General features: G+C 68.9%; 22 protein-coding genes and 3 tRNA genes. 16 read left to right on the top strand and 9 right to left on the bottom strand.

The window, feature by feature from the left end:
• Positions 1-163: 163 nt before the first annotated feature.
• Both B7R22_RS15260 and B7R22_RS15255 read left to right on the top strand, forming a co-directional pair.
• A complete protein-coding gene (locus B7R22_RS15260; RefSeq protein WP_116412555.1) occupies positions 164-1,450 on the top strand; it encodes a sensor histidine kinase in 1,287 nt (428 codons plus the stop codon).
• On the top strand, positions 1,447-2,145 hold the full coding sequence (locus B7R22_RS15255) for a response regulator (RefSeq protein WP_116412554.1): 699 nt from the start codon (positions 1,447-1,449) through the stop codon (positions 2,143-2,145). The genes B7R22_RS15260 and B7R22_RS15255 overlap by 4 nt, the downstream gene beginning before the upstream one ends.
• Here B7R22_RS15255 and B7R22_RS15250 read toward each other — a convergent pair.
• Positions 2,118-2,702 (bottom strand): hypothetical protein, encoded by a 585-nt coding sequence (locus B7R22_RS15250; RefSeq protein WP_116412553.1) that lies wholly within the window; start codon positions 2,700-2,702, stop codon positions 2,118-2,120. The two genes, B7R22_RS15255 and B7R22_RS15250, sit on opposite strands and share 28 nt — an antisense overlap.
• A 403-nt stretch (positions 2,703-3,105) precedes the next feature.
• On the opposite strand from B7R22_RS15250, the gene B7R22_RS15245 reads away from it, so the two are divergent.
• Positions 3,106-3,378 (top strand): DUF2277 domain-containing protein, encoded by a 273-nt coding sequence (locus B7R22_RS15245; protein ID WP_116412663.1) that lies wholly within the window; start codon positions 3,106-3,108, stop codon positions 3,376-3,378.
• A gap of 155 nt (positions 3,379-3,533) precedes the next feature.
• Here B7R22_RS15245 and B7R22_RS15240 read toward each other — a convergent pair.
• From B7R22_RS15240 to B7R22_RS15230, 3 genes are all read right to left on the bottom strand, one after another.
• Positions 3,534-3,606 (bottom strand) — tRNA-Phe (locus tag B7R22_RS15240).
• A gap of 63 nt (positions 3,607-3,669) precedes the next feature.
• Positions 3,670-3,743, bottom strand: a tRNA-Asp gene (locus tag B7R22_RS15235).
• 109 nt (positions 3,744-3,852) lie between these two features.
• A tRNA-Glu gene (locus B7R22_RS15230) sits at positions 3,853-3,925 on the bottom strand.
• A 238-nt stretch (positions 3,926-4,163) separates the two neighbouring features.
• Between B7R22_RS15230 and B7R22_RS15225 the strand changes: the two genes are divergently transcribed.
• Positions 4,164-5,531, top strand: coding sequence for a peptidoglycan DD-metalloendopeptidase family protein (locus B7R22_RS15225; protein ID WP_147305414.1), 1,368 nt, complete (start codon positions 4,164-4,166; stop codon positions 5,529-5,531).
• Positions 5,532-5,586: 55 nt separating this feature from the next.
• Here the strand turns inward: B7R22_RS15225 and B7R22_RS15220 are convergent, their stop codons facing one another.
• Positions 5,587-6,075 carry a septum formation family protein gene (locus tag B7R22_RS15220; protein WP_116412551.1) on the bottom strand — a complete coding sequence of 163 codons (489 nt, stop codon included), beginning with the start codon at positions 6,073-6,075 and terminating at the stop codon, positions 5,587-5,589.
• 136 nt (positions 6,076-6,211) lie between these two features.
• Positions 6,212-6,706, bottom strand: a complete 495-nt coding sequence (locus B7R22_RS15215) for an inorganic diphosphatase (RefSeq protein ID WP_116412550.1) — start codon at positions 6,704-6,706, stop codon at positions 6,212-6,214.
• Positions 6,707-6,776: 70 nt separating this feature from the next.
• Here B7R22_RS15215 and tilS point away from each other — a divergent pair, with 70 nt between their 5' ends.
• Together tilS and hpt are read left to right on the top strand one after the other, a co-directional pair.
• Positions 6,777-7,814 carry a tRNA lysidine(34) synthetase TilS gene (gene tilS, locus B7R22_RS15210; RefSeq protein ID WP_116412549.1) on the top strand — a complete coding sequence of 346 codons (1,038 nt, stop codon included), beginning with the start codon at positions 6,777-6,779 and terminating at the stop codon, positions 7,812-7,814.
• A gap of 209 nt (positions 7,815-8,023) precedes the next feature.
• Positions 8,024-8,575: a hypoxanthine phosphoribosyltransferase gene (gene hpt, locus B7R22_RS15205; RefSeq protein ID WP_116412548.1), complete on the top strand. Its 552-nt coding sequence runs from the start codon at positions 8,024-8,026 to the stop codon at positions 8,573-8,575.
• 177 nt (positions 8,576-8,752) lie between these two features.
• On the opposite strand, the gene B7R22_RS15200 is transcribed toward hpt, so the two are convergent.
• Positions 8,753-10,291, bottom strand: coding sequence for an MFS transporter (locus B7R22_RS15200; RefSeq protein ID WP_116412547.1), 1,539 nt, complete (start codon positions 10,289-10,291; stop codon positions 8,753-8,755).
• 75 nt (positions 10,292-10,366) lie between these two features.
• Here B7R22_RS15200 and B7R22_RS15195 point away from each other — a divergent pair, with 75 nt between their 5' ends.
• The 9 genes from B7R22_RS15195 to B7R22_RS15155 all read left to right on the top strand — a co-directional run bounded on the left by B7R22_RS15195 (position 10,367) and on the right by B7R22_RS15155 (position 18,502).
• Positions 10,367-11,044 (top strand): TetR/AcrR family transcriptional regulator, encoded by a 678-nt coding sequence (locus B7R22_RS15195; protein ID WP_437184154.1) that lies wholly within the window; start codon positions 10,367-10,369, stop codon positions 11,042-11,044.
• A 105-nt stretch (positions 11,045-11,149) separates the two neighbouring features.
• Positions 11,150-13,162, top strand: coding sequence for an ATP-dependent zinc metalloprotease FtsH (gene ftsH / locus B7R22_RS15190; RefSeq protein ID WP_116412545.1), 2,013 nt, complete (start codon positions 11,150-11,152; stop codon positions 13,160-13,162).
• A 15-nt stretch (positions 13,163-13,177) separates the two neighbouring features.
• Positions 13,178-13,891 carry a GTP cyclohydrolase I gene (gene folE, locus B7R22_RS15185; RefSeq protein ID WP_116412544.1) on the top strand — a complete coding sequence of 238 codons (714 nt, stop codon included), beginning with the start codon at positions 13,178-13,180 and terminating at the stop codon, positions 13,889-13,891.
• A 101-nt stretch (positions 13,892-13,992) separates the two neighbouring features.
• Complete coding sequence (gene folP, locus B7R22_RS15180; RefSeq protein ID WP_116412662.1) at positions 13,993-14,781, top strand: dihydropteroate synthase; 789 nt, start codon at positions 13,993-13,995, stop codon at positions 14,779-14,781.
• A 35-nt stretch (positions 14,782-14,816) separates the two neighbouring features.
• The gene (folB, locus tag B7R22_RS15175; RefSeq protein ID WP_116412543.1) at positions 14,817-15,188 is read left to right on the top strand and encodes a dihydroneopterin aldolase; all 372 of its coding nucleotides are present in this window, start codon (positions 14,817-14,819) and stop codon (positions 15,186-15,188) included.
• Positions 15,185-15,709: a 2-amino-4-hydroxy-6-hydroxymethyldihydropteridine diphosphokinase gene (gene folK, locus B7R22_RS15170; RefSeq protein WP_116412542.1), complete on the top strand. Its 525-nt coding sequence runs from the start codon at positions 15,185-15,187 to the stop codon at positions 15,707-15,709. Before folB ends, folK begins: the two co-directional genes overlap by 4 nt.
• Positions 15,706-16,191: a DUF3180 domain-containing protein gene (locus B7R22_RS15165; RefSeq protein WP_172582458.1), complete on the top strand. Its 486-nt coding sequence runs from the start codon at positions 15,706-15,708 to the stop codon at positions 16,189-16,191. The genes folK and B7R22_RS15165 overlap by 4 nt, the downstream gene beginning before the upstream one ends.
• Positions 16,145-16,750, top strand: coding sequence for a PH domain-containing protein (locus tag B7R22_RS15160; RefSeq protein ID WP_253259110.1), 606 nt, complete (start codon positions 16,145-16,147; stop codon positions 16,748-16,750). Before B7R22_RS15165 ends, B7R22_RS15160 begins: the two co-directional genes overlap by 47 nt.
• A 30-nt stretch (positions 16,751-16,780) precedes the next feature.
• Positions 16,781-18,502 (top strand): PH domain-containing protein, encoded by a 1,722-nt coding sequence (locus tag B7R22_RS15155; RefSeq protein ID WP_116412540.1) that lies wholly within the window; start codon positions 16,781-16,783, stop codon positions 18,500-18,502.
• 362 nt (positions 18,503-18,864) lie between these two features.
• Here the strand turns inward: B7R22_RS15155 and B7R22_RS15145 are convergent, their stop codons facing one another.
• Both B7R22_RS15145 and B7R22_RS15140 read right to left on the bottom strand, forming a co-directional pair.
• Positions 18,865-20,229: an MFS transporter gene (locus B7R22_RS15145; RefSeq protein ID WP_116412538.1), complete on the bottom strand. Its 1,365-nt coding sequence runs from the start codon at positions 20,227-20,229 to the stop codon at positions 18,865-18,867.
• A 3-nt stretch (positions 20,230-20,232) separates the two neighbouring features.
• The gene (locus tag B7R22_RS15140; protein ID WP_116412537.1) at positions 20,233-23,196 is read right to left on the bottom strand and encodes an alpha-mannosidase; all 2,964 of its coding nucleotides are present in this window, start codon (positions 23,194-23,196) and stop codon (positions 20,233-20,235) included.
• Between the two features lie 134 nt (positions 23,197-23,330).
• On the opposite strand from B7R22_RS15140, the gene B7R22_RS15135 reads away from it, so the two are divergent.
• Complete coding sequence (locus B7R22_RS15135; RefSeq protein WP_116412536.1) at positions 23,331-24,059, top strand: Rossmann-like and DUF2520 domain-containing protein; 729 nt, start codon at positions 23,331-23,333, stop codon at positions 24,057-24,059.
• Positions 24,060-24,174 lie beyond the last annotated feature (115 nt).

Below are 24,174 nucleotides of genomic sequence, written 5' to 3'. Positions count from 1 at the left end.
TTCTCGTTCCGCGCCTATTTGGGTCACCCGCCCCTGCGCGCGCACGCGCGGATGACCCAAACGGGCGCGCTTCTGGCTCGCGGGCGGCGCGGGGGATCGTCCGGGGGGATGAGATCCGGCCGCGACGCTGGGTGCGGGGCGCGTGGACCCCTAGCGTGAAGACATGCCCGCCCTGCTCAAGCTCCTCCGCCCCGCCATCCTCCCCGCGATCGCGGTCGTGTTCCTGGTGCTCTGGATCATGGCCGAAGCGGGCCGCATCCACGCCGTCTCGTTCTACCTCGCCCTCGCCGCGTACGCCGTCGCCATCGGCATCGCACGGGAGTTTCCCCGCATCGCGCTCGGGATCCTGCTCGTGGTGCCGCTTGCCCAGGCCGCCGGACTGCTCGAACGGCCGCAGTCGACGACCTGGCAGATCGCCGGGGCGAGCATCCTCGTCGCCTTCGTGGTCGCGGCCCACGCCTCCCCGCGCGTGCGCTGGGCCGGGCTGCTCGTCGTGGTGCTGCAGGCTGTGCTCGTCGGCTTCCTGCTGGTCTTCAGCGGCGACTGGCTGGGCTGGGCAGGGGGAGGGCTGCTGTCGTCTCCGGGCGAATACCTGCGCTATGCGATCACGCTCGCCGTGGTGGGCGCGGTGTTCTGTGCCGCAGCCTGGACCGCCGGCTTCGCGATGACGGTGAGCGCCCGCCGCCGTGACGACCGCAAGCTCCTCGACGAGGCAGAGGCCGAACTGACCCTGGCGGCCTTCGAACTGCAGGGTGTCAAGGAGCGTGCGCGCATCGCGCAGGAGGTGCACGACGTGCTCGCCCACTCGCTCGCTGTCGTGGTCGCCGTGGCCGACGGGTCGCGCTTCCTGCGGGAAACGAAGCCCGAGACGACCGACCTCGCTCTGCGGGAGATCGCCGACACCGCGCGCACCGCCCTCGGTGACCTGCGCGGGCTGATCGAGGGTCTCCGCGACGAGACGCCCGATCGCCCGCAGCCCGGCCTCGAGGATCTGCCCGCGCTCACCTCCCGGCTCGCGGCGGCAGGCATGCCCGTGGAGGTGCAGGCGTTCGGGGCCCCGCGCCCGCTCACCCCCAGCCAGGAGCTGGCCGTCTACCGCATCGTGCAGGAGAGTCTCACGAACGCGCTGAGGCACAGCGGCGCGCATCCGGCGGCCGTGGTCACCCTCACCTGGGAGGGCCCCGGGCTCGCGCTCGCCATCATGAGCACCGGCGACGGAGTGCCGCCCGGGTCGGCGGCTGGGGCGTCTGCCCGGTCGGCGGGTGGGGCACCGGATGCCCGACCGGGGTTCGGGCTGCGGGGAATGACGGATCGGGCCCGGCTCGCAGGCGGCTGGCTCACGGCCGGCCCGGGCGACGGTGCGGGTGGCGAGGATACCGCCTACATCGTGACCGCTTACATCCCCGCCGCGTCACAGGCGTCGCAGGCGCCGGGGGAGGAGGCCGCGTGAGCCCGATCCGCGTCCTGGTCGTCGACGACCAGCGACTGTTCGTCTACGGCATCCGGATGCTCATCGAATCCCAGCCCGACCTCGAACTCGTCGGCTCGGCCGGCGACGGTGCGGAAGCCGTGCGGCTGGTCGAGGAGTTCCGTCCCGATGTGGTGCTGATGGACATCCGGATGCCCGTGATGGGCGGCATCGAGGCGACCCACCGCATCACGCAGGGGCCGGGCGGCGCTTCGGATGGGGTCGCACCTCGCGTCATCGTGTTGACCACGTTCCAGCGGGAGGAGGCGGTATTCGAGGCGATGAAGCACGGGGCGAGCGCATTCCTCACCAAGGATGCGTCGCCGGAGTCGGTGCTGGAGACCATCCGCACCGTCCATGCGGGGAATGCCGTGGCCTCGCCCGCCGCGACGCTCGCGCTCGTGCGGGAGTTCGGGGCTGCGCCGCCGTCCGGGCCGGGCCGCCAACACGCGCCCGGCCCCGCCCCGTCGGACGCCCTGGCACCCCTCACACCGCGCGAACAGGAGATCTTCCTGCTCGCCGCCACCGGCCTCAGCAACGGTGACATCGCGGCGTCGGCGTTCATCAGCGAGACGACGGCCAAGACGCACATCCGCAGTATCCTGTCGAAGCTCGCCCTGCAGAGCCGCGTGCAGATCGTCGTCTTCGCCTACGAGAACGGGTTGCTGAGGCTCTGAGCCGGGCGGGGTGGGCCGGATGCCGGGTCAGAACCCCCGGGTGCGGCAGTGCGGCGGCGACCGGCCGTGAACGCGGCGACGGCGAAGGCGATCCCCGCGAGCAGGAGGCCCGCTGCACCCGGGTAGCCGATTCCGGGCGGTGAGTCGTAGGAGGAGTCGATCGGCTCCAGCAACACGTATTCGGCAAGCTCGTCGCCGCCGAGCGTCGCCAGCAGCAGCACGCTCCAGACGATGCGAGCACGCACTCCCGCCGACACGGCGATGAGCAGTGCTGACGCCGTGATCGGCAGCACAGTTGCGACGAACCAGACCGCGAGGCCCACCGTCGGGCCGACGACCCCGAGGACGCTTCCGCTCGCGGCAGCGATCAGCTGGCTTCCGCCCACGAGAGCGATGGCGGCCGCGGCCCCGACGCAGAAGATCCGGGCCACGGATGCGCTCCGGCTCCCCGGCACGGGAAGCGACCGCGCTGCGACGAGCCAGAAGACCACCAGGAGCAGCGACGAGATTCCGGCCAGCGGAACGGCGACGGGGATCGCCTCGAACGGTTGGCTCACGATCTTGTAGTCGAATGTGTGGTTCTGGATCTGCGCGCAGTCGAGAGTGCCGAGATCCCGGATGCACGGTGCCCACCTGATCGTCGCGGCGACCGCCTGCAGCGCCCCCGCGGCCCAGCAGCAGAACGGACAGTGTCGCGAGCGGCCTCCGTGCGAGCATCCGTGCAGCGGGGCTCGTCCGCACGCTGCCTCCGCCTCGCGCTTCGGCGCTGCTCCCGTCTCCGGTTCCGCCTGGCTGTGCCGATGCTGGTCGCCCCATGCCCCGATCCTCGTGCCGGAAGCCCGGGCGCCGCAACCGCGCCCTGGTGAACAGCACGGGGTCGGCGGCGCCCTTGATCAGGCCGAAAGCGATGTGTACGCTGTTCACAACCTGATCGCGATCATCCGACTCCCGGAGGTTCACATGTGCCGCAACATCCACACTCTCCACAACTTCGAGCCGGCCGCGACCGGCGACGAAGTGCATGCCGCAGCGCTGCAGTACGTGCGGAAGATCAGCGGAACAACGAAGCCCTCGAAGGCCAACGCGGAGGCGTTCGACCGCGCCGTCGCAGAGATCGCGCACATCACCGGGCACCTGCTCGAAGACCTGGTGAGCGTGGCCCCGCCGAAGGACCGCGACGTCGAGGCGGCCAAGGCGAAGGAGCGCTCGGCGCGCCGCTTCGCGCCCGCCTGAACGTTTTCGCCCGCTTGACCCGATCCGCCCGCCTAGCCCGATCGCCCGCTTGACCCGATCCGCCCGCCTGGCCCGATCGCCCGGCCGCAGCATGGAACGGCTGCCGGGGGCAAAGAAAAAGCCTCACCCTGCGTAGAAGCCGCAAGGCGAGGCAGTGGCTCCGACCGGCATCGATCCGGTGACCTTTCGATTTTCAGTCGAACGCTCTACCAACTGAGCTACAGAGCCGAAGAGGTGAACCCCTCCAGAGGCCGAAAAACCCTTCCCGAGGGAAGGGCATTCGAACCTTTGCGACCCTGACCGGACTTGAACCGGCGACCTCCGCCGTGACAGGGCGGCGCGCTAACCAACTGCGCTACAGGGCCAAACGTGTGAAATTGTGAACCGCCCCAACTATACCTGAATTGTGGCGTTCCGATTTCCTGCTGCTGGCTGACCCGATTTGCCGAAGCAAATCACATCGTTAGCTAGCAGTGACCCCAACGGGATTCGAACCCGTGCTACTGCCGTGAAAGGGCAGCGTCCTAGGCCGCTAAACGATGGGGCCGTTTTGACAACTCAACGAGTATGCCACACGCGAGGCCCTCCTCGCCAATCGTTTGCCGGGCGAGGCCGGCAGGGCAGGGTGGCTGGGCGAATGTCCGCGCGTGCCGGGCTGGGCGTGATCTGTGCATGTGGGGACGCTCGGCGTGGGGGTGGAGGCTCCCAGCAGGCCAGATTATTGTGGCCGAAAGCCCCGGTGGTCGACGGAAGCCCGCCGCCACCTCACCCGACAGGACGAGCTCGTGACCGATCATCCCGCCTCTTCGCTTACGAAAAGTCGCGCCGAAACACGCCCGCGCCGTCCGTTCCGCGCGCTCGTGCAGGCGGCCGCTGTCGCTTTTGCGTTGGTTCTCGGTGACGGGCTCGCGTCGGAGTCCGCCCGCGCCGTGGACTACCCGAGCTGGGAGGACGTTCTCGCAGCCCGCTCGAACGAGGCGTCGAAGCAGGGTGAGATCACACGCATCCGGGGCCTGATCGCCGGGCTCGAGGCCGAGACGGTCGCGGCGCAGGCTCTCTCTGAGCAGCGCGGGGCCGAGTATGAGACCGCTCAGATCGCGTTCGACGAGGGTATGCGGCGGAGTGACGAGCTCGAGGGCAAGGCAGGGGAGGCAACGGCGGAGGCGCAGGCATCCAGTCAGCGAGCGGGGGCCCTGGCGGCACAATTGGCGCGCTCCGGCGGGTCAGACCTGTCGGTTGCCCTGCTCGGGAGCTCCGGCGGCGGCGATGTGGATGCTCTGCTCTACCAGCTCGGAGCCCTCAGCAAACTCACCGAGCAGACCTCGCAGATCTACGAACTCGCGGCGCAGAGCCGCAACAGTGCAGCGGCTCTCGCCAGCCAGGCGGCTATGGCGAAATCCGCGCTCGACGTGCTCAGGGTGGCTGCCGAGCAGGCGCTCGCCGAGGCTGCGGCTGCGCAGGCGGCCGTCGAGACGATGCTCGCCGAAGAGCAGAGCCGCCGGGTGGAATTGGCGGTGCAGCTCGACGTGCTGGTGTCCAACAGGGCAGCGACAGAGGCTGACTACCAGGCCGGTGTGGTCGAGCGGGCCCGCATCGCGGAGGAGCAGGCCAGGGCAGAGCGCGAGGCGAGGGCCGCGGCTGAGCGTGAACGGGCGGCGCGGGGTGGCAGTGGGGGCAGCGGCGGCGGGGGCGGAAGCCCGGGCGGATCTCCCGCCCCCATCGTGAGCGGCCCCGGCGGGCAGGGCTGGAGCAACCCGCTCCCGAACGCGAGAGTGTCGAGCGAGTTCGGCAACCGTTTCCACCCGATCGATGCGGTCTGGCGACTGCACGCCGGCATCGACCTCGTGAGCCCTGGCGGCACCTGCGGCGCGAACGTCTATGCGGCCTCGGCCGGAACTGTGACGTTCGCGGGGTCGAACGGCGGGCTCGGAAACGCGGTCACGATCAACCACGGTGGCGGTCGCACCACGGTCTACGGCCACAACACGCCGCTCGTGGTGCGCTCGGGCTGGGCCGTCGCCGAGGGCCAGCTCATCGCGAAGGCGGGTACGACGGGTGCGTCCACCGGATGCCACGTGCACTTCGAGACCCGCCTGAACGGCACGGCGGAGAACCCCCGCCAGGTGCTGGCGCAGTACGGCACCGGCTTCTAGCCGCTCTCGGGCGCGCCCGCTGCTCCCGGTCGCGCCCGCCGCTCCCGCGGGCACCTCAGCGCATCGCGCCCTTGAGCGTTCCGACCGTCTTCACGCCACCGTCTTCGCCGACCGTGCACGTGATCAGTCGGTCACCGATCGCCCAGGACTTCTCGGTCGGCTTGTAGCTGATCTCGATGAGTGACGAATCGTCATAGGCGACCCCGATGAAGTCGGCGAACCGCGAGGTGCACTCGTCGTCGGCCTTCTGCCCGATGGCGGCCTCGTCGTAGGTGCTGTCGGCGAGGGTGTATTCGGCGAAGACCTCGAATTCGTGCGGGGCTGAGCAGTCGACCGTGGGAACCTCGCCGACAGTGTCGCTGGCTGCCTTGTTGAGGCAGTCTCCGACCTCGAGGCTGAACACATCGGACTGGTGCGCATCTGCCGAGGTGCCGGATGTCGGCGACGTCGTCGAGGAGGCAGCGCCGGAACCGGCAGAGGAGCAGCCACTGAGAAGGACCGCCGACACGGCAGCGACCAGAACGAGTCGAGAGTTAATGAGCATGTGTCGATTTTAAGCGATCTGTCCGGAAATCACAACCGAATTTATCTCAGAAATGGGACGGGAAGTCCCTCCTGCTGGAGACGCAGAAGGGGGGCGGCGAGCATCCGATGCCCGCCGCCCCCTCGTCGCAGAGAACCTAGTGTGCGCCCTCTTCGGCGAGCTTCGTGAGGCCGTTCTGGATGATCTGCTCGGCGTCTTCCGCCGAACCCCAGCCCTCGGTCTTGACCCATTTGCCGGGCTCGAGGTCTTTGTAGTGCTCGAAGAAGTGCTCGATCTCGCTGCGCAGCTGGGCGGGGATCGAGTCGACGTCGGTGATGTGGGCCCAGCGTGGATCCTTCGCGGGAACGGCGATCACCTTCGAGTCGATACCGGCCTCGTCGGACATGTTGAAGACCCCGACCGGGCGCACCTTGACGCCCACACCCGGGTAGACCGGGTACTCGAGCAGCACCAGCACGTCGACCGGGTCGCCGTCGAGCCCGAGGGTGTTCTCGAAGAACCCGTAGTCGGTCGGGTAGACGAAACTTGTAAAGAGCACGCGGTCGAGGTAGACGCGGCCGGTCACGTGGTCGACCTCGTACTTGTTGCGGCTCCCCTTGGGGATCTCGATGACGGCATCGTAACTTGCCATGGCGGCTGCTCCTTCTCTCGCCCCATGAGGAGGCGCGTGCGTGGTGGCGAAACTGCAATAACGTTACTGGATGCACCCTGCCGCTCGTCGCCCGCGCCTCACCCCGGCGATGGCCGATGTGCGAAGGGCGGTGCGCGAGACGCTCACGGCGCTGCCCGAGGCGATTGCGCCACTGCCGGCTCCGGATGCCGACTCGACCGCGCCGCTCGTACTCGTCGCCCTCAGCGGCGGCCCGGACTCCGTCGCCCTCGCCATCGCGATCGCGTTCCAGGCGCCGCGCGCTGGGTTCCGCGCTGGCGCCGTCGTTGTCGACCATGACCTGCAAGACGGGTCTGCTGCCGTCGCGGAGTCCGCCGCCGCGCAGGCGCGCTCGCTCGGCCTCGACCCCGTGACCGTGATCCGCGTGCGGGTCGACTCCGAGAGTCCTGACGGTCCGGAAGCCGCCGCCCGTGCCGCGCGCTACTCGGCTCTCGAGGAGGCGCGCGCCGCGACCGGCGCGAGCCGCATCCTCCTCGGCCACACCCTCGACGACCAGGCGGAGACCGTGCTGCTCGGCCTCGCGCGCGGCTCCGGCCCGTCGAGCTTGTCGGGCATGGCCGCTGTGAACGGCGTCTTCGTGCGGCCGCTGCTGGGCATCCGGAGGCAGACGGTGCACCAATCGGTGACGGATGCCGGACTCACGCCCTGGCACGACCCCCAGAACCTCGACCTGGCGTACAGCAGGGTGCGGGTGCGGCAGAGCGTGCTTCCGTTGCTCGAGAGCGAGCTCGGACCGGGCATCAGCGAGGCTCTCGCGCGCACGGCCGAGCAGTTGCGGGAAGACGATGAGGCTCTGGATGCCCTGGCCGCCGAATGGGCGGCTGAGATCGTCGAGCACGCCGAGGCCGGCATCGCGGTCGATGTGCACGGGCTCGCCTCGAACCCGCCCGCGCTGGCGCAGCGCATCGTTCGGTTCGTCGTCGCGAGCGAGTTCGGGGTGAGCCTCAGCCGCACCCAGACGCTCGGCGCCCTGCGGCTCGTGACCGACTGGCACGGGCAACACGGGGTTGATCTTCCGGGCATCCATGTCACCCGCGCCGGCCCGCAGCTCGTCTTCGCCCGCCGCTGACCCACCACCCACCACCCCCACCCCGCACACGTAAGGAGCCGTCCGTCGTCTCTTGCTGACCCGTCACCCCCACCCGGGAGGACCCCAGCCCAACCGACGCGGTATGGAGCCTGGATCGACTGAGCTCCTCCCGGTTGGGGGCGGGGAGGTCCGCTTTCGCGGCAGAGCCGGCCCAGCGCCCGCCCCGCCACCTTCGGTAGGCTCATCGCATGGATTCCAGCGACGTCTCAGGCGACCTCACCTCTGTTCTCATCACCGAAGCCGAGATCCGAGCGAAGATCGCCGAGCTCGCGCGCCGCATCGAGGCCGACTACGCCGGGCAGGACGTTTTGCTCGTGGGCGTGCTCAAGGGCGCGGTCATGGTGATGGCCGATCTCGCCCGCGAACTCCGCCTGCCCATCACGATGGACTGGATGGCCGTCAGCTCCTACGGCACCAGCACCCAGTCGAGCGGGGTGGTGCGCATCCTGAAGGATCTCGACAGCGAACTCGAGGGCCGCACCGTGCTGATCGTCGAGGACATCATCGACTCAGGCCTCACGCTCTCCTGGCTGCTCGGCAACCTGCGCTCGCGCGGGCCGGCATCCGTCGAGGTGTGCGCGCTGCTCCGAAAGCCCGATGCCGTGCGCATCGAGCTCGACGTGAAGTACGTGGGCTTCGACATCCCGAACGACTTCGTCATCGGCTACGGCCTCGACTACGCCGAGAAGTACCGGAACCTCAAGGACATCGCCGTCCTCGCCCCCCACGTCTACAGCTAGCAGAACGGGGAGTCGAAAACGGCCCCAAAACCGAGGTTTTGGGGCCGAAATCGACTCCCGACGGGCGAAAGCGCGGGAGTGGGACCGGGAGTGGGCAGTTTGGGCCCCAAAACCGGAGTCTTGGGGCCCAAACTGCCCACTCGATGGAGAAGCGCAGGGGTCGGGAGGCGCACCGGGTCAGTGGGCTACGACGGGCTCCGGGAGGTCGTCCGACGCCGAGGCCTTGGTTCCGGATACCGCCGGGGCGGCGGCCTCGGGGGCGCCGGGCGCGGCAGCGACCGGCTTCCGGCGGAACAGCAGCACCGCGAGGATGCCGCCGAACGCGAAGAACCCGGCACCCCACCAGTACGCCGTCGCATAACTCGCCACCGCGGCATCCGCAGCCACAGAAGCCGACGCCGGCAGGTGCGACGCCACGTATCCGGTCGCAGCCGACGCCGCGAGAGTGTTCAGTAGCGCCGTGCCGATCGAGCCACCGACCTGCTGGCTCGTGTTCACCATCGCCGAGGCGACTCCGGCGAACCGGCGGTCGACGCCGAGCGTCGCGGTCTGGATCGACGCGGGCATGATCGTGCCCATACCGAACCCGAGGATCATCAGCGGCGGCAGGATGTCGGCCGCATACGTGCTCGTCAGGTTGAGGTGCGTGAGGTAGACCATGCCGGTCGCCCCGAGGAGCATGCCGATGGGCACGAGAACTTTCGGGCCGAACCGCGGCAGGAAGATGTTGTTGCCGAGCTGCGCGGCGAGCACGAGCATCAGGATCATCGGCAGGAACGACAGCCCGGTCTGGATGGGGGAGTAGCCGAGCGACGCCTGCAGGTAGTAGGTCACGAACAGGAAGATGCCGAACATGCCGGCACCCGCGATCAGCACAGACGAGTAGGCGGCACCGCGGTTGCGGTCCAGGATGATCGTCAGGGGCAGCAGCGGATGCGCAGCGCGACGCTGCCAGAGCACGAACGCGACCAGAAGCACGGCGGCCGCAGCGAGGAAGCCCCACGTGAGCGGGGAGTCCCAGCCATCCGTCTCGGCGTTGGAGAAGCCGTAGACGAGGCTGAACAGCGCGCCGGAGACGAGGATCGTGCCGGGCACGTCGAGCTTCGGGCGCGGGCCCTCGCGCTTGGCGTTCACCACGAAGATGACGGCGCCGACGACGGCGATGACGGCGATGAAGACGTTGATGTAGAGGTTCCAGCGCCAGTCGAACTTCTCGGTCAGGAATCCGCCGAGCAGCAGGCCGATCGCGCCGCCGGCACCGGCGATCGCACCGAAGATCCCGAAGGCACGCGAGCGTTCCTTCGGGATGGTGAAGGTCGTGGTGAGCACGGCGAGGGCCGTGGGGGCGAGGAGGGCGCCGAAAGCACCCTGCAGCGCGCGGGCGAAGACGAGCATCCCGAAGCTGTCAGCAGCGCCGCCGAGCGCGGAGGCTGCTGCGAAGCCGATCAGGCCGATGATGAAGGTGCGCTTTCGGCCGATGAGGTCGGAGACGCGGCCGCCGAGCAGCAGGAGGCTGCCGAAGGCGAGGGAGTAGGCGGTGACGATCCACTGGCGGTCGCCGTTGGAGAACTGCAGGTCGGCCTGCGCGGCGGGGAGGGCGATGTTGACGACGGTCGAGTCGAGCACCACCATGAGCTGGGCGAGCGCGACGACAGTCAGCGTCCACCAGCGGCGGGAGGAGACCGCGACCGGCGCGGCTTGAGAAGTCTGGGACATGTTCTGAACTCTATACGGTACTGTCGAGTATCGGAACCAATCAGTTCCTGAATTAACACTCACGTAACCTAGACGATGCCCGAATCACAGAAAGGAGCTGCAATGACGCTGCTCAAACCTGAAACCGATCAGGTGCAGGCAAGATTCCCCCCGAAGCTCGGTCGCAAGCGAGACCACACGCGAGACCCCAAGATTCTGGATGCTGCGCTCGAGGTGCTCGCAGAGACCGGCTACGACGGTATGACCATCGACATGGTCGCTTCCCGGGCGAAAGCCGGCAAGGCAACGCTCTACCGCCGCTGGCCGTCGAAGGCCGAACTCGTGATAGACGCGGTCGCGTGCATGAAGAAGAACATGCACGGTGATGAACCGTTGCCTGACACCGGCACTTTGCGTGGTGACCTCGTCGCGATGATCAAGCCTCACTCGATTGAAGACAGCGAGCGCAAGATGCAGATCATGGCGGGGCTGATGTCGATGATCTCCCAGGCGCCCGAGCTGGCCGACGCGGCGAATGCGGCAATCATGGAACCGCGAGCGGCCCTGAACCGACAACTCATGTATCGGGCAGTGGAGCGGGGGGAGATCTCCAGCGCCTGCGACATCGAGAGCATCGCGATGATCAGCCCCTGCATGGTGACCTATCGCACGCTCATGCTGAGAAAGCCGGTCGACCGCGAATTCCTGGTCTCGCTCATCGACGGCGTCATCCTGCCGTCGCTCGGGCTCAGCGCCAAGCCCTCCGCAAGTTAAGCCCACGGGGAACACGCAGGCGCCGTCCAGCCCGGCACAGGTAGCCTTGCCGAGTACTTGGTGACCAGAAAGGTGCCGGCTTTGCCGCAAGAACCTAAAAAAGACATGAGCGTCAGACGCATTTTCCGGTCTCCGATTCCCTACATCATTCTCGGAGCGATCGCCCTCTGGATCGGCTTCGGGCTGATCACCGGGTCGGGGTTCCAGCAGGTCAGCACCCAGCAGGGCCTGCAGTTCCTGAAAGACGGCAAGGTCTCCGAGGCGCTGATCATCGATGGCGAGCAGCGCGTCGACCTGACGCTCGCGACCGCCGACTCGAAGTACGGCGGCAAGGTGCAGTTCTACTACGTGGCCCCGCGCGGCTCCGAAGTGGTCAACGCGGTGACCGCAGCCGCCCCCGCCGACGGGTTCAACGACCAGGTGCCGCAGACCAACTGGTTCCTGTCGCTTCTGGGCATCCTGCTGCCCGTACTGCTCATCGGTGCCTTCTTCTGGCTCATGCTGTCTGGCATGCAGGGCGGCGGCAACAAGGTCATGCAGTTCGGCAAGTCGAAGGCGAAGCTCGTCTCGAAGGACACCCCGAAGGTCACCTTCGCGGATGTCGCGGGCAACGATGAGGCGATCGAAGAGCTCGAAGAGATCAAGGACTTCCTGAAGGACCCGTCGAAGTTCCTCGCGGTCGGTGCGCGCATCCCCAAGGGTGTGCTGCTCTACGGCGCTCCCGGTACAGGCAAGACGCTGCTGGCCCGCGCTGTCGCGGGTGAGGCGGGCGTTCCGTTCTACTCGATCTCCGGATCCGACTTCGTGGAGATGTTCGTGGGTGTCGGCGCGAGCCGGGTGCGCGACCTCTTCGAGCAAGCCAAGCAAAACTCTCCGGCCATCATCTTCATCGACGAGATCGATGCGGTGGGCCGCCACCGCGGTGCCGGCATGGGCGGCGGGCACGACGAGCGCGAGCAGACCCTCAACCAGTTGCTGGTCGAGATGGACGGCTTCGACGTCAAGACGAACGTCATCCTCATTGCGGCGACGAACCGCCCCGACATCCTCGACCCCGCGCTCCTTCGCCCGGGCCGCTTCGACCGCCAGATCGGTGTCGATGCGCCCGACCTGAACGGTCGCAAGCAGATCCTCGAGGTGCACGGCCGCGGTAAGCCCCTGGCTGCCGGTGTCGATCTCGAGGTGCTCGCTCGCAAGACGCCCGGTTTCACGGGCGCCGACCTGGCGAATGTGCTCAACGAGGCAGCGCTCCTGACCGCCCGCTCGAACGCGCAGCTGATCGACAACCGCGCGCTCGACGAGGCCGTCGACCGTGTGATGGCTGGCCCGCAGCGCCGTACACGCATCATGCGCGACAAAGAGAAGCTGATCACCGCTTACCACGAAGGTGGTCACGCCCTCGTTGCGACGGCGATGAACAACACCGACCCCGTGACCAAAATCACGATTCTGCCCCGGGGCCGTGCGCTCGGCTACACGATGGTGCTCCCGCTTGAAGACCGCTACTCGGTCTCCCGCAACGAGCTCCTCGACCAACTGGCCTATGCCATGGGCGGGCGCGTCGCCGAGGAGGTCGTGTTCCACGATCCGACCACGGGCGCCTCGAACGACATCGAGAAGGCGACCGACACCGCTCGCAAGATGGTGACCGACTACGGCATGTCTGCCAACGTCGGCGCGGTCAAGCTCGGCAGTGCATCGGGTGAGATGTTCCTCGGCCGAAACATGGGGCACGAGCGCGACTACTCCGACCAGCTCGCCCAGCAGGTCGACGCAGAGGTGCGGCAGCTCATCGAGGCCGCGCACGACGAGGCGTGGAGCGTGCTGAACGACAACCGCGACATCCTCGACCGCCTGGCGACCGAACTCCTCGAGCACGAGACTCTCGACCAGCACCAGCTCGCCGAGATCTTCAAAGACGTCCGGCACCTCCCGCCCCGCCCGCAGTGGCTCTCCAGCCAGAAGCGTCCCGTGTCGACGATCCCCCCGATCGATTTCAGGGCGGCGAAGGCCCCGATCGATCTCGGCAAGACGGACGGCGCGATCACGAGTGAGCCGGAGCCCGAGCTCAAGCCCAAGCGCGCCCCGCAGGCTCCGCCCCGTCCGGCGACCGCCTAGTCCGGCCAGGGCCCGGTGGCGGTTGACAGGCGACGCGTCGAGGCTGCGGTGTACGAACTGATCGCAGCCATCGGCGAGGACCCGTCGCGGACCGAACTAGAGAGTACGCCCCGGCGGGTCGCCGAGGCGTACTCCGAGTTCTTCTCCGGGGTGGGTGTGGATGCCCGCGACCAGCTCGGTGAGACGTACCCGTTCGACGGCGGATCGGAGGGATCAGACGGCTCGGGCGCCGCTTCCGGCGCCTCGCCTGAGCCGGTGCTGATGAAGGGCCTGGCGTTCCGCTCCGTGTGCGAGCACCATCTGTTGCCGTTCCGCGGCACGGCTCACGTCGCCTACGTTCCACGGGACCGACTGGTTGGCCTCGGCCGCATCCCGGCGGTCATCGAGGTTCTCGCGAACCGGCCGCAACTGCAGGAGCGGCTCGGCGAGCAGATCGCCAGCACGCTCTTCGAGGGTCTGGATGCCCGGGGGGTGCTCGTGGTGCTCGAGGCCACGCACGGCTGTGTCACCATGCGCGGCCCGCAGCAGGTCGCCAGCACGACGGTCACGGTGGCTTCGCGGGGCTCGCTCTCGGAGCCCGCGGCCCGCGCGGAGCTGATGGGGCTGATCGGCGCGGCGCCCGGGTTCGCGGCCACGCCGGGACCGGCGGCCACGCCCGACCCTGCAGCCACAGCCGAACCCACGCCCGAACCCACGCCCCATCCGACACCCCACGAGGTGGCCCTGTGAGCGAGGTCGGCGCAGCGTTCTCCAGGCGGCGCCGCTCTGAGCGGAGCGAACCCGTCGTGCCCGCGACCTTCGCCGGATTGCCGACGGGCCGCACCCTGGTCATGGGCGTGGTCAACGTGACGAGCGACTCCTTCAGCGACGGCGGCCGGTGGCTCCGCACGGAGGCCGCCGTCGCCCACGGGCTCGAGCTGGCGGCTGCCGGTGCCGACATCGTCGACATCGGGGGAGAGTCGACCAGGCCCGGAGCGCACCGCGTCGCCCCGGCGGAGGAGCAGGCGCGGGTGCTGCCGGTCATCCGGAGCCTCGCCGAACAGGGCGTGGCGGTGAGCGCCGACACCATGAACGCCTCGACCGCCCGGCTGGCTGTGGAGGCGGGTGCCATCATCGTCAACGACGTGTCGGGTGCCTTGGCCGACCCGGACATGATCTCGACGATGATCGCGCTCGGTGTGCCTCTCCTGGTCTCGCACTGGCGTGGGCACAGCGACGTCATGAGCTCCCATGCGACCTACGACGACGTCGTGTCGGAGGTGGCCCACGAACTCGAGTACCGGGTCGCCGAGCTGATCGTGCGCGGTGTGGCCCCCTCGAACATCCTCGTCGACCCGGGCCTCGGTTTTGCGAAGAACTCCGAGCACAACTGGAAGGTGCTGGGGCACCTCGAACGTCTGGTCGCCTTCGGGCTGCCCGTCGTGGTGGGTGCATCGCGCAAGCGCTTCGTCGGCGAGCTCATCGAGAAGGGTGCGCCGATGGATGCCCGGGACTTCCCCTCCGCGGTGATCGCCGCCCTCGTCGCCCAGCACGGCGCCTGGGCCGTGCGGGTGCACGACGTCGCTCTCACGAAGTCCGCCCTTGTCGTGGCGGAAGCGTGGAAACGCGGTGCCGAGTGACGGCTGAGCCCGGGGCATCCAGTAACCTCGCCAGAGTGCCCGACGAACTCGACTCCCTCACCGTGACCGGTCTGACGGTGCAGGCGAACCACGGCGTCTACGAGCACGAGCGCCGTGACGGCCAGCCGTTCGTGATCGACCTGACGGTGTGGCTCGACACGACCTCGGCTGCGGCATCCGACGACCTCGACCAGACGCTCAACTACGGGGTGCTCGCGAAGCAGGTGCACGATGCCGTGGCGGCAGACCCTGTCGACCTGATCGAGACCCTCGCCGAGCGGGTGGCCGGCATCGCCCTCGCCTCGCCTGTGGCGAACCGGGTGCGGGTGACCGTGCACAAACCCGAGGCCCCCATCACCGTGCCATTCGCCGATGTGTCGATCACGATCACGAGGAGTCGCGCGTGAGACGCGAGAAGCTGCGCGTGACGCTGCCGGCCGTCATCGCGCTGGGCAGCAATCTCGGCGACCGCGACACGACGCTCCGCGAGGCGATCGCCGAGATCGGGCGGCTCGACGGGGTGTGGGTCGATGAGGTGTCGAGTTTCTACGAGACCGACGCGCTGAAGCCCGATGGCGTCGATCTGGATGCGCCAGCCTACATCAACGCCGTCATCCTGGTGCGGTCTGCCCTCACGCCGCACGAGCTCCTCATCGCCCTGCAGGCCATCGAGCAGGCCCACGACCGCGTGCGTCTCGAGCGGTGGGGGGATCGCACCCTCGACCTCGACATCGTGACCTTCGCGAGCCTGGTGCAGCAGGACGACACCCTGACGCTGCCGCATCCGCGTGCGTTCGAGCGGGCTTTCGTGCTCGCCCCGTGGTACGAGATCGAACCGGGTGCCGAGATCCCGGGCCGCGGGCCGATCGCAGCCCTCCTCGCAGCGACCTACGAGAGCCCGCGACTGCACGCTCGGTGGTCGTCGTGAGGCGCACCCGTCCGGTCACCCTGGTGCTGCTGGCTGTGGTCGGCGGATTCGCGGGGTTCATCGTCGAACTCGGGCTCGCCTCCTCGGGTCGGCCCATCATCGCGCTTCCCCTGACGCTGTCGATCACGCTCATCGCAGCGGGCGCCATCGTCGTCTCGCTGGCCGTGCCCATCGCCCGGGCGATCCGGGGAACCAACCAGAACCCGATCAACCCGTTCCGGGCGATGCGCGTCGCCGTGCTCGCGAAGGCATCGAGCATGGTCGGCTCGCTCATCGTCGGTGTCGGTGTCGGTGTCGTCGTCTACCTGCTGTCGCGAGCCGTGATCCCGACCGTCTCCACGCTCTGGCTGAGCATCCTGGCTGCTGTCGCGGGCGTGGTCTTCCTGGCCTGTGGGCTCGTCGCCGAGAAGCTCTGCACGCTGCCGCCGGACGACCGTGACCCCGACCATCCGGAAGCCGTCGCCGACCGCCGGCGGAGCTGAGCGGATGACCGACCACCGGCCCGACGCCGGGCAGCCCGTGACAGCCGTCGGTGAGGTGCGGGCAGGCGGATCGCCCGACGGGGGCCGGCTCGACTACGGCGGCCCGTGGCGGCGGGTCAGCCGCAAGTACGTGGGTGTCGTGGTGGCTGAATCGATCGTCACGGGCGTTGTTCTGGCGGGCATCAGCCTCTTCTTCGCGCTCGTCATCGGGGCCTGGTTCGGCTGGTGGATGCTCGGAGCCTCCGTTCTCGTCACCGTCGTGCTGCTCGTGGTGGCACCCCGGCGGGCGCGGGCGATCGGGTTCCAGCTGCGCGATGACGACCTGCTGTTCCGGCAGGGGATCATGTTCTTCCGCATCGTCGCGGTTCCCTACGGCCGGATGCAGCTCATCGACATCAATCGAGGACCGCTGGCACGTGTGCTCGGCCTCAGCGACCTGAAGTTCGTGACCGCCGCTGCTTCGACCGGGGTGTCGATTCCGGGCCTCCCGGCGGCTGAGGCCGACAAGCTGCGGGACCGCCTGGTGGCCCTCGCGGAGTCGCGCCGGTCGGGGCTGTGAGCGGGGCAGTGCAGTGAGCGAGGCGGTGCTGTGAGCGAGGCCGGGGGCGGCGGAGCGCAACGTCCTGTCGCCCCGGCGGCCGTGCGGCGGGCCGTCGAGCAGCTCACCGACGGGAAGTGGCACCGGCTGCACTGGGCGTCGCCGCTGCTGAAGGGGGGAATCGCGTTCATCGCGATCCTCGCTTTCGTGCTCGCGAACCTGAGGGAACGCCTCGTCGAACTCGTGATCGGCCAGACCGGCGGGCCGGCCGGTCCGGGCGGGGGAGGGCGGGGCGGCGGTGGCGGCGGGGACGCTGGCCGCACCTTCAACGGCGACCCGATCAGCGCCATCTACGAGACCGGCTTCACGGGTGTCGCGATCCTCATCGTGATCGGGGTGCTGCTGCTCGCGGTGGCGCTGTTCGCTGTGGCGTGGCGGATGCACTCCTTCCGTATCGGCGCAGATGCCGTCGAGGTGCGGAGCGGTGTGGTCTTCCGCCACAACCGCCAGGCCCGGCTCGACCGCATCCAGGGCATCCACATCACCCGGCCCCTCTTCGCGCGGCTGTTCGGCGCGGCCCGGATCGAGCTCAACGTGGCGGGACAGGACGCGAAGGTGGAGCTCTCCTACCTCGGCTCCCGGCAGGTCGACGAGCTCCGCCGCGAGCTGCTGCGCCGGGCGTCGGGCGTGCAGCGCGCCGAGGCGGCTGCGGCGGTCGTGGCTGCCACCACGAGGTCCAGCGCGCCTCTATCGGCCGCTGGCACGTCGGCGGGTGTCGTCGGCGCAGCTCCAGCCGCCACGACGTCGTCACCCGCCGAACAGAGCCGCGAGGCCGGCATCCTGAACCGGCGTGTGCAGGAACTTCTGGGTCCGGAGCTCGACCTCGACGCAGCTCCGCCCGAGTCGGTGGTGAAGATCAGCCCGCTCCGGCTCATCGGTTCGCTGGTGGTCAGCGAGTTCACCCTCGTGCTGCTGCTCGTCGTCGCGGCGCTCTTCTTCTCGACCTTCGTGCTGCACCGTTACTTCATCCTGTTCCTGCTGCTGCCCAGCGTTCTCGGCTCGCTCGGCTACTACGTGAGGCGATTCTCGAAGGCGGCCCGCTATTCGATCGCCGCGACATCCGATGGCGTGCGGGTGGGTTTCGGGTTGCTGAGCACGAGCAACGACACGTTGCCGCCGGGGCGGATCCACGCGATCGAGGTCACCCAGCCCATCCTGTGGCGGCCGATGGGGTGGTGGATGATCCGGATCAACCGTGCCGGGCACGCCTCCGGTCGCGGGGGTTCGTCGGCGCCGCACACGCTTCTGCTGCCCGTCGGGCGCCTCGCCGACGTCGAGAAGGTTCTCGCTCTGCTGCTGCCCGGGCTGGCCGGTGCCGACACCCAGGGCCTCGTGATGGAGGGCCTGGTCGCGCGGGGGCGTGCGGCTTCGGGATTCTCGCGTGCTCCGCGGCGCGCGCAGTGGCTCCGTCCGTTCTCGTGGGGTCGCACGGGTCTCGCCCGCACCGACGACGCCGTTCTGCTGCGGACGGGATTCTTCTGGCGGAGACTCACCGTGCTGCCGCTCGCGCGCCTGCAGAGTGTGCGCGTGTCGCAGGGTCCGGTGCGGCGGATGCTCGACATCGCCGAACTCCACTTCAACACGATCGCGGGGCCGGTGCGGGCCGAACTCGGGGTGATCGACCGCCGCGCGGCCGTGGCGGTGTTCACCGAGGTGTCGGCGGCGGCGGTCGAAGCGCTGCGCGCCGACGGCTCGCACCGCTGGGCGTCCTGACCCCCCCCTTGCCCCGCCCTTCCAGTCCCGCCCCCCGCCCCCACAGGTACTCCGCAGGCCGCGCCAAGGCACCCATATCGCTCCATCCCCGAGCGGTAGGAGCACTATGGGTCCCTTCGCCGTGGGCTGCCCCGGCGCGGAGTCCCCGAAGGGACCCATATCGCGGCACGACAAGCGCTTTGGGACGATATGCGTCCCTTCGCGCGTGGGGCGCCGCGTGCGGGGTGCGTGCTCAGGCCGCGGAGACTGCTCAGGCCGCGGAGACTGCTCAGGCCGCGGAGACTGCTCAGGCCGCGGAGACTGCTCAGGCCGCGGAGACTGCTCAGGCCGCGGAGACTGCTCAGGCCGTGCGCGGGCCGCGGTCAGGCCGCCGGCGCGCCGCGGAGGCGGTAGAACAGGAACGGCACCGCCGAGAGCAGGCAGCTGACCGCCGGCACGATCGTGATCGACAGGAAGATCGTGTTCTGCATGCCGGGCGTCACCGTCACCCCGGATTCGTAGCCGGCGATCACGACGAACATCCCGAACACCAGCACGGCCAGCGCGTTCATGATCTTCGACACGAATGTCAGGGATGCGAACGAGATCCCGTCGTTCCGAACGCCCGTGCGCACTTCGGCGTCATCGACCGCATCGGCGATCATCGTCGCCTGCACCACACCGAAGACTCCGAGGGTGAGCCCGGTGAGGAAGATGAAGACGGCCAGCGCGATGATGCTCTGGAATCCGACGAGGTACATGGCCAGATAGAACACGGCCCCGGCGACCGAACTCGCTACCATGAGGCGCCGGGCCGACATCCGGCGCAGCAGCATCGGTGTGAAGAACGAGGCCAGAACGAGTCCCAGGATGATCGCCGCCCCGATGAATGTGAAGAGCCCCGCGTTGCCGTACGCGATCACGACGAAGACCGCGCCGCCGGCCTGCACGACGAATCGTCCGAAACCGAGAACGGATCCGATCAGCACCATCAGCAGCGGTGTGTTGTGGAAGAGCTCTCCGAACAGTTGCCGGAACCGCAGCCGGGGCGCGCTGACCGCCTGCGGGCGCTCCCGCCCGAACACGAACGCGAACAGGTACAGCCCCATGCCGACCATCGCGACGAGGAACACCGCCCGCGACCATCCTGCACCCGTCGTCTGCTCAGCAGCAGACGCCGACGCAGGGGCGAAACTCAGCAGCTGGGCCAGCCACGGCATGCCGAGGGTCGCGAGTCCGAGCGAGATCGCCCCGAAGGCCCGCACCCGGGAGATGACCCGGTTGCGGGAGACGGGATCCGCGAAGGCCGAGCCGATGAGCCCCCAGAGCGGAACATCGCACACCGTGTACGCGAAACCCCAGAGCACGTACACGATGCCGAAGTAGACGAGCTGGGCGGGCTCGTCGATCGTGGGAACGCTGAAGAGCAGGCCGGTCAGCACCGCGACGGGCGCCGCCGAGAACAGGATGAACGGGCGCATCTTGCCCCAGCGGGTGCGGGTCATGTCGATGATGCTGCCCATCACCGGGTCGCTGACCGCATCGAGGATCTTCGCCACCGCGATGATCGTCGTGACCACCGCGATGCCCGCCGTCGTGATGTGCGCATACTGCAGCAGGTACACCAGCAGGAACGTCGTGACCGTCGTGAGGATGGCGTTCTGCCCGAACCCGGCCGTGACGATCGCGATGCCCTGCGTTCGGATGGACGGTGTTCGAGCAGCAGACGGCACTGTCTGCGTGGTCATGTCTCAGCCCTCCAGGAGGATCGTCTTGATCTCGAACGGTGTGAACTCGAGCCTGCCGAGGTCGGCGTCGCCGATGGTCCGCTCGATCAGGTCGGTCTCGCTCGCTCGCAAATGCTCGAGGGTTGTTCGGAGCGCAGCCGTCGTCGGTTCGCCCAGGCTCTCATAGAGGCGCACGATCACCCCGCGGCCCTCCTCAGCCGGCTTGATCGTCTCGATGACGATTCCTGGATGATCGACCGACGCCACGCTGTCGAACGCGGCACCCGGGGCGATCAGCAGCGGGTTGTTGAGCCGGTATCCGTCGCGGATCACCTCGGTGAGCGCATCCGGAGCGAACGGACGGAACGCGTACGTGAACGTGTGCGACCCGCGGTCGGCCGTCTTGTCGGGAAAGGTGGGGGAGCGCAGCAGGTTCAGGCTGATCAGCCCGGCTTTCGCCCGGTGCCCGTACTTGCCGTCGTTGAGCAGCGCGAAGCCGCCGTCGGCGTCGGATGTCGCCAGCCACTTGTGCGCGCACACCTCGAACTGGGCCGTCGATGGGGCGTCGAGCTCCGTGGTCGCCCGCTCGATGTGCCCGAACTGGATCTCGCACTTCGCCACGTCGCCGTAGTGCGTCGGCCAGAAGTCGGCGCGGAGCATCCGGTGCGTCTCGTGCCAGTCGACTCGCGTCTCAAAGCGCACCAGCTCGCTGCCGGACTCGAGCACGATGCGCTGTTCGACCCTGCCGCGCTTCCAGGTGTAGGTCTGGCTCCGGATGATCCGGGGGCCGTCGATCGTCGTGCTGACGCTCGACGGGCGGAGCGTCTGGGGCGTTCGCGCGGTGTACTTCTGGCCGATGTCCCAGGCGTCGAACGGCCACTGGTAGGGGTCGCGGTGAAGTGTCAGGCGGTTCAGGCCGCCGGCGGAGTGCTCGGCGCCCTGTGCGTCGAGGCAGGAGTCGATCGATCCGTCGGCGGCGAAGTGCAGGGTGAGGATGCCGTTGGCCATCGTGTCGGAGGTGTGGTGGAGTTCGGGGAAGGGTGTTGCGCTCGCGTCGAGACGCACGAGTGGTGCAGCCGCGTAGGGTGCAATGTCGGCCTGGTGCCAGAGCCTGTTGACCTTGACGAACTCACGGCGCGGAAACGAGGTGAGGTTGATTGCAGCGTCGGGGGTCGCGACATCCTGAGCGCCCGGCAGGCGCGCGATCAGCTCGGCGCTGTACGCGTCGGCAGCCGCCTCGATGCGCTCGTACGCCTCGACGGCCTCACGGTTGACGCGCTCGATCGACGAGCCGGGCAGGATGTCGTGGAAGTTGTTGAGCAGCAGCGCCCGCCAGTGCGGCTCGAGAACGACGGTGCTGTCGTCGCCCACCATCGCGGCCAGTGCCTCGGCCTCGTGGAGCTTGCGCCCGGCGAGGCGGTCATGCGTCTTGATGAGGGCCTGCGTCGTGTACGTGCCTTGGTGGGTCTCGAGGTAGAGCTCGCCGCTGTGGGTGTGCGGGAGGTCATCCACCTTCCGTTCGAGCCCCCTGAAAAAGTCACCCGCCGAGCGGTATTCGACCCGCGGCAGCCCGCGGAGGTCGTGCTCCCGCCCGGTAATTTCGAGGTGCACCTCGTTAGGTCCGCCGCCGCCGTCGCCCGAGCCGAAGACGAGGAGGGCGGTGTTGATCGCGCGCTCGGGGTACTGCTTGAGCCCGGTCAGGAGGCCGTCGGCGGCGCCCCGGCTGTTGTAGTCGCCCTCCGGGGGCATGTGCACGAGCACGCTCGACCCGTCGATGCCCTTCCAGACGAAGCTGCGATGGGGGAAGACGGTGACCTTGTTCCAGGCGAGTTTGATGGTCTGGAACCAGTCCATCCCGCTCTTCGAGATGATCTGCGGGAGATTTCCGCTGTAGCCGAACGTGTCGGGCAGCCAGCAGAGTCGCAGGTCGTCGTCGCCGAGGCCGAACTCCTGCTTCAGGAACCGGCGGCCGACCAGGGACTGGCGGATGAGCGCCTCGCCGCCCGCGAGGTTCGTGTCGGTCTCGACCCAGAACGAACCCTGGAGCTCGATCCGCTTGGCTTCGACGGCCTGCTTCACCCGGTCGTAGAGCGCGGGCTGTTCCTGCTTCATCCAGAGCAGCTGCTGCGGCTGGCTGGTGCCGTAGAGGTAGCCGTCGTGCTCCTCGATCGTGTTGACGGCGCGGATGTAGGTGCGGGCGGCCTTCCGGTGCGTCTCCCGCAGCGGCCAGAGCCACGCCATGTCGAGGTGGCCGTGACCGATCGCGCTGTAGACGAAGTCGCTCTCGGAGCGGGCCGCGAGCGAAGGTGCGAGGGCTCTTCGTGCGCCGCGTAGGTCTCCGGCGGCGAAGCGTTCGTAGGAGGTGTGCAGGGCGTCGCGGATGCTCGCTTCGAGGTCGGCGTCTTCGGTCGCATGGGCCAGCACCAGCAGCGTGAGGTAGTCGTAGTAGAGCGCGAAGGCCTCCTCGTCGCGCACCGCGATGTGGGCGCCGTGGTAGACGCCCCGACCGACCGCGTAGAGCAGGAGGCCGTTGTAGCTCACGTCGGCGAACAGCTCGACGCGGCCCTCCGCGTCGGGTTCGACGTGGTGCAGCGGCCGGTACCGGGCACCCGCATGCGGCAGGTCGCCCTGCAGGAACACGGTGCTCACCGAGTCGATCACCTGCCCGCCCGCGTCGTGCACGAGGGCTTCGCCGCGGATGCCGAGCATCACGACGGTTCGTGGATCGCCGCGCAGCTTCTCCGGAATGGTTCCCGTGAGGCGGATCCAGGCGCAGTCGTGGGTCTGGCCCCACGACGTTCCGGGGCGGGCCGCGGTGAAGGCGTCCGGGTCGAGGTCGCCGAACGGGATCGGCTCGGGTGAGCGGATGATCTCCGCCTCGAGCGGCGCGACGACGGTGTAGATGCGGCGGCGGATCCTCCGCAGCTTGAGGTAGTCGCCGGGCTCTGTGGCGGCGATTCCGAAAAGCCAGGTCACGAGGTTCGCCATGCGCGGTCGCTCTCCCTCACAGGTGGCCGCGGGCGGTCGCTGCGGTGCGGTTCGCGGGGTGGCCAGTTTAGCGCGGGTGCGTGCGCGCGGGTCTGCGGATCACGCGGGGTGCGGTTGGTGCGACACTGGAGCGCATGGCCTCACCGCACCAACGCTCCGGACGACTCGGCATCGGCATCATCGGCGCGGGCCGGGTGGGTCCGGTGCTCGGAGCCGCGCTCGCGGGCGCAGGGCATGCGATCGTGGGGGTGTCGGCCGTCTCCGACGCGAGCCGCGACCGGGCGGAGGCTATGCTGCCCGGGGCGCCGATCCTCGAGATCCCGCAGCTGATCGAGCGGAGCGAACTGGTGCTGCTGGCCGTGCCCTCGGCCGAGTTGGGGGCTCTCGTGGAGGGGCTCGCGACCGCCGGTGCCTGGCAGGCGGGGCAGCTGGTCATCCACACCGCGGCGCAGTTCGGGATCGGTGTGCTCGCGCCGGCGCTCGCCGCGGGGGCGATCCCGCTCGCGATCCATCCCGCGATGAGTTTCACCGGATCGAGCATCGACATCGCCCGCCTCGCTGGGGCGTACTTCGCCGTCACCGGGCCGGCCCCCGTGCTGCCCATCGGCCAGGCGCTCGTGGTCGAGATGGGCGGCGAGCCCGTCATCGTCGCGGAGCGCGACCGGGCGGCCTACGCCGACGCGATCGAAACGGCCACGACGTTCTCGAGCTCGATCGTCGACCAGGCCACGGGCATCCTCGGCGGAATCGGCTTCGGCTCGCCCGGCCGCTTCCTGGCGCCGCTGGTGCGTTCGAGCGTCGAGAACGCCCTGCAGCGGGCCGTCGGCCCCGAGGACTCGCTCGGCCTGCCGCTCGGCTCCTGACGCCGCGCCCCGCGTAGGAGGCGGGCGCGGGAGTGGAGGGCGGGCGCGCGGCGGCGGCGCCGACGTGGCCCGGAACCCGAGTAACATTCTGGGGGCGGAAGCCGGGCAGCGCGAG

Source organism: Subtercola boreus (assembly GCF_003399635.1).
GTDB classification, from domain to species: Bacteria; Actinomycetota; Actinomycetes; order Actinomycetales; family Microbacteriaceae; genus Subtercola; species Subtercola boreus_B.
This window is presented reverse-complemented; position numbering and strand designations above follow the sequence as displayed.

Coding starts and splice junctions, on each gene's coding strand:
- ftsH (WP_116412545.1), top strand. CDS start 11,150: ATGAGCGTCAGACGCATTTTCCGGTCTCCGATTCCCTACATCATTCTC.
- B7R22_RS15140 (WP_116412537.1), bottom strand. CDS start 23,196: ATGGCGAACCTCGTGACCTGGCTTTTCGGAATCGCCGCCACAGAGCCC.
- B7R22_RS15195 (WP_437184154.1), top strand. CDS start 10,367: ATGCCCGAATCACAGAAAGGAGCTGCAATGACGCTGCTCAAACCTGAA.
- folP (WP_116412662.1), top strand. CDS start 13,993: ATGGGCGTGGTCAACGTGACGAGCGACTCCTTCAGCGACGGCGGCCGG.
- B7R22_RS15245 (WP_116412663.1), top strand. CDS start 3,106: ATGTGCCGCAACATCCACACTCTCCACAACTTCGAGCCGGCCGCGACC.
- tilS (WP_116412549.1), top strand. CDS start 6,777: ATGCACCCTGCCGCTCGTCGCCCGCGCCTCACCCCGGCGATGGCCGAT.
- B7R22_RS15215 (WP_116412550.1), bottom strand. CDS start 6,706: ATGGCAAGTTACGATGCCGTCATCGAGATCCCCAAGGGGAGCCGCAAC.
- hpt (WP_116412548.1), top strand. CDS start 8,024: ATGGATTCCAGCGACGTCTCAGGCGACCTCACCTCTGTTCTCATCACC.
- B7R22_RS15260 (WP_116412555.1), top strand. CDS start 164: ATGCCCGCCCTGCTCAAGCTCCTCCGCCCCGCCATCCTCCCCGCGATC.
- B7R22_RS15200 (WP_116412547.1), bottom strand. CDS start 10,291: ATGTCCCAGACTTCTCAAGCCGCGCCGGTCGCGGTCTCCTCCCGCCGC.
- B7R22_RS15135 (WP_116412536.1), top strand. CDS start 23,331: ATGGCCTCACCGCACCAACGCTCCGGACGACTCGGCATCGGCATCATC.
- B7R22_RS15145 (WP_116412538.1), bottom strand. CDS start 20,229: ATGACCACGCAGACAGTGCCGTCTGCTGCTCGAACACCGTCCATCCGA.
- B7R22_RS15220 (WP_116412551.1), bottom strand. CDS start 6,075: ATGCTCATTAACTCTCGACTCGTTCTGGTCGCTGCCGTGTCGGCGGTC.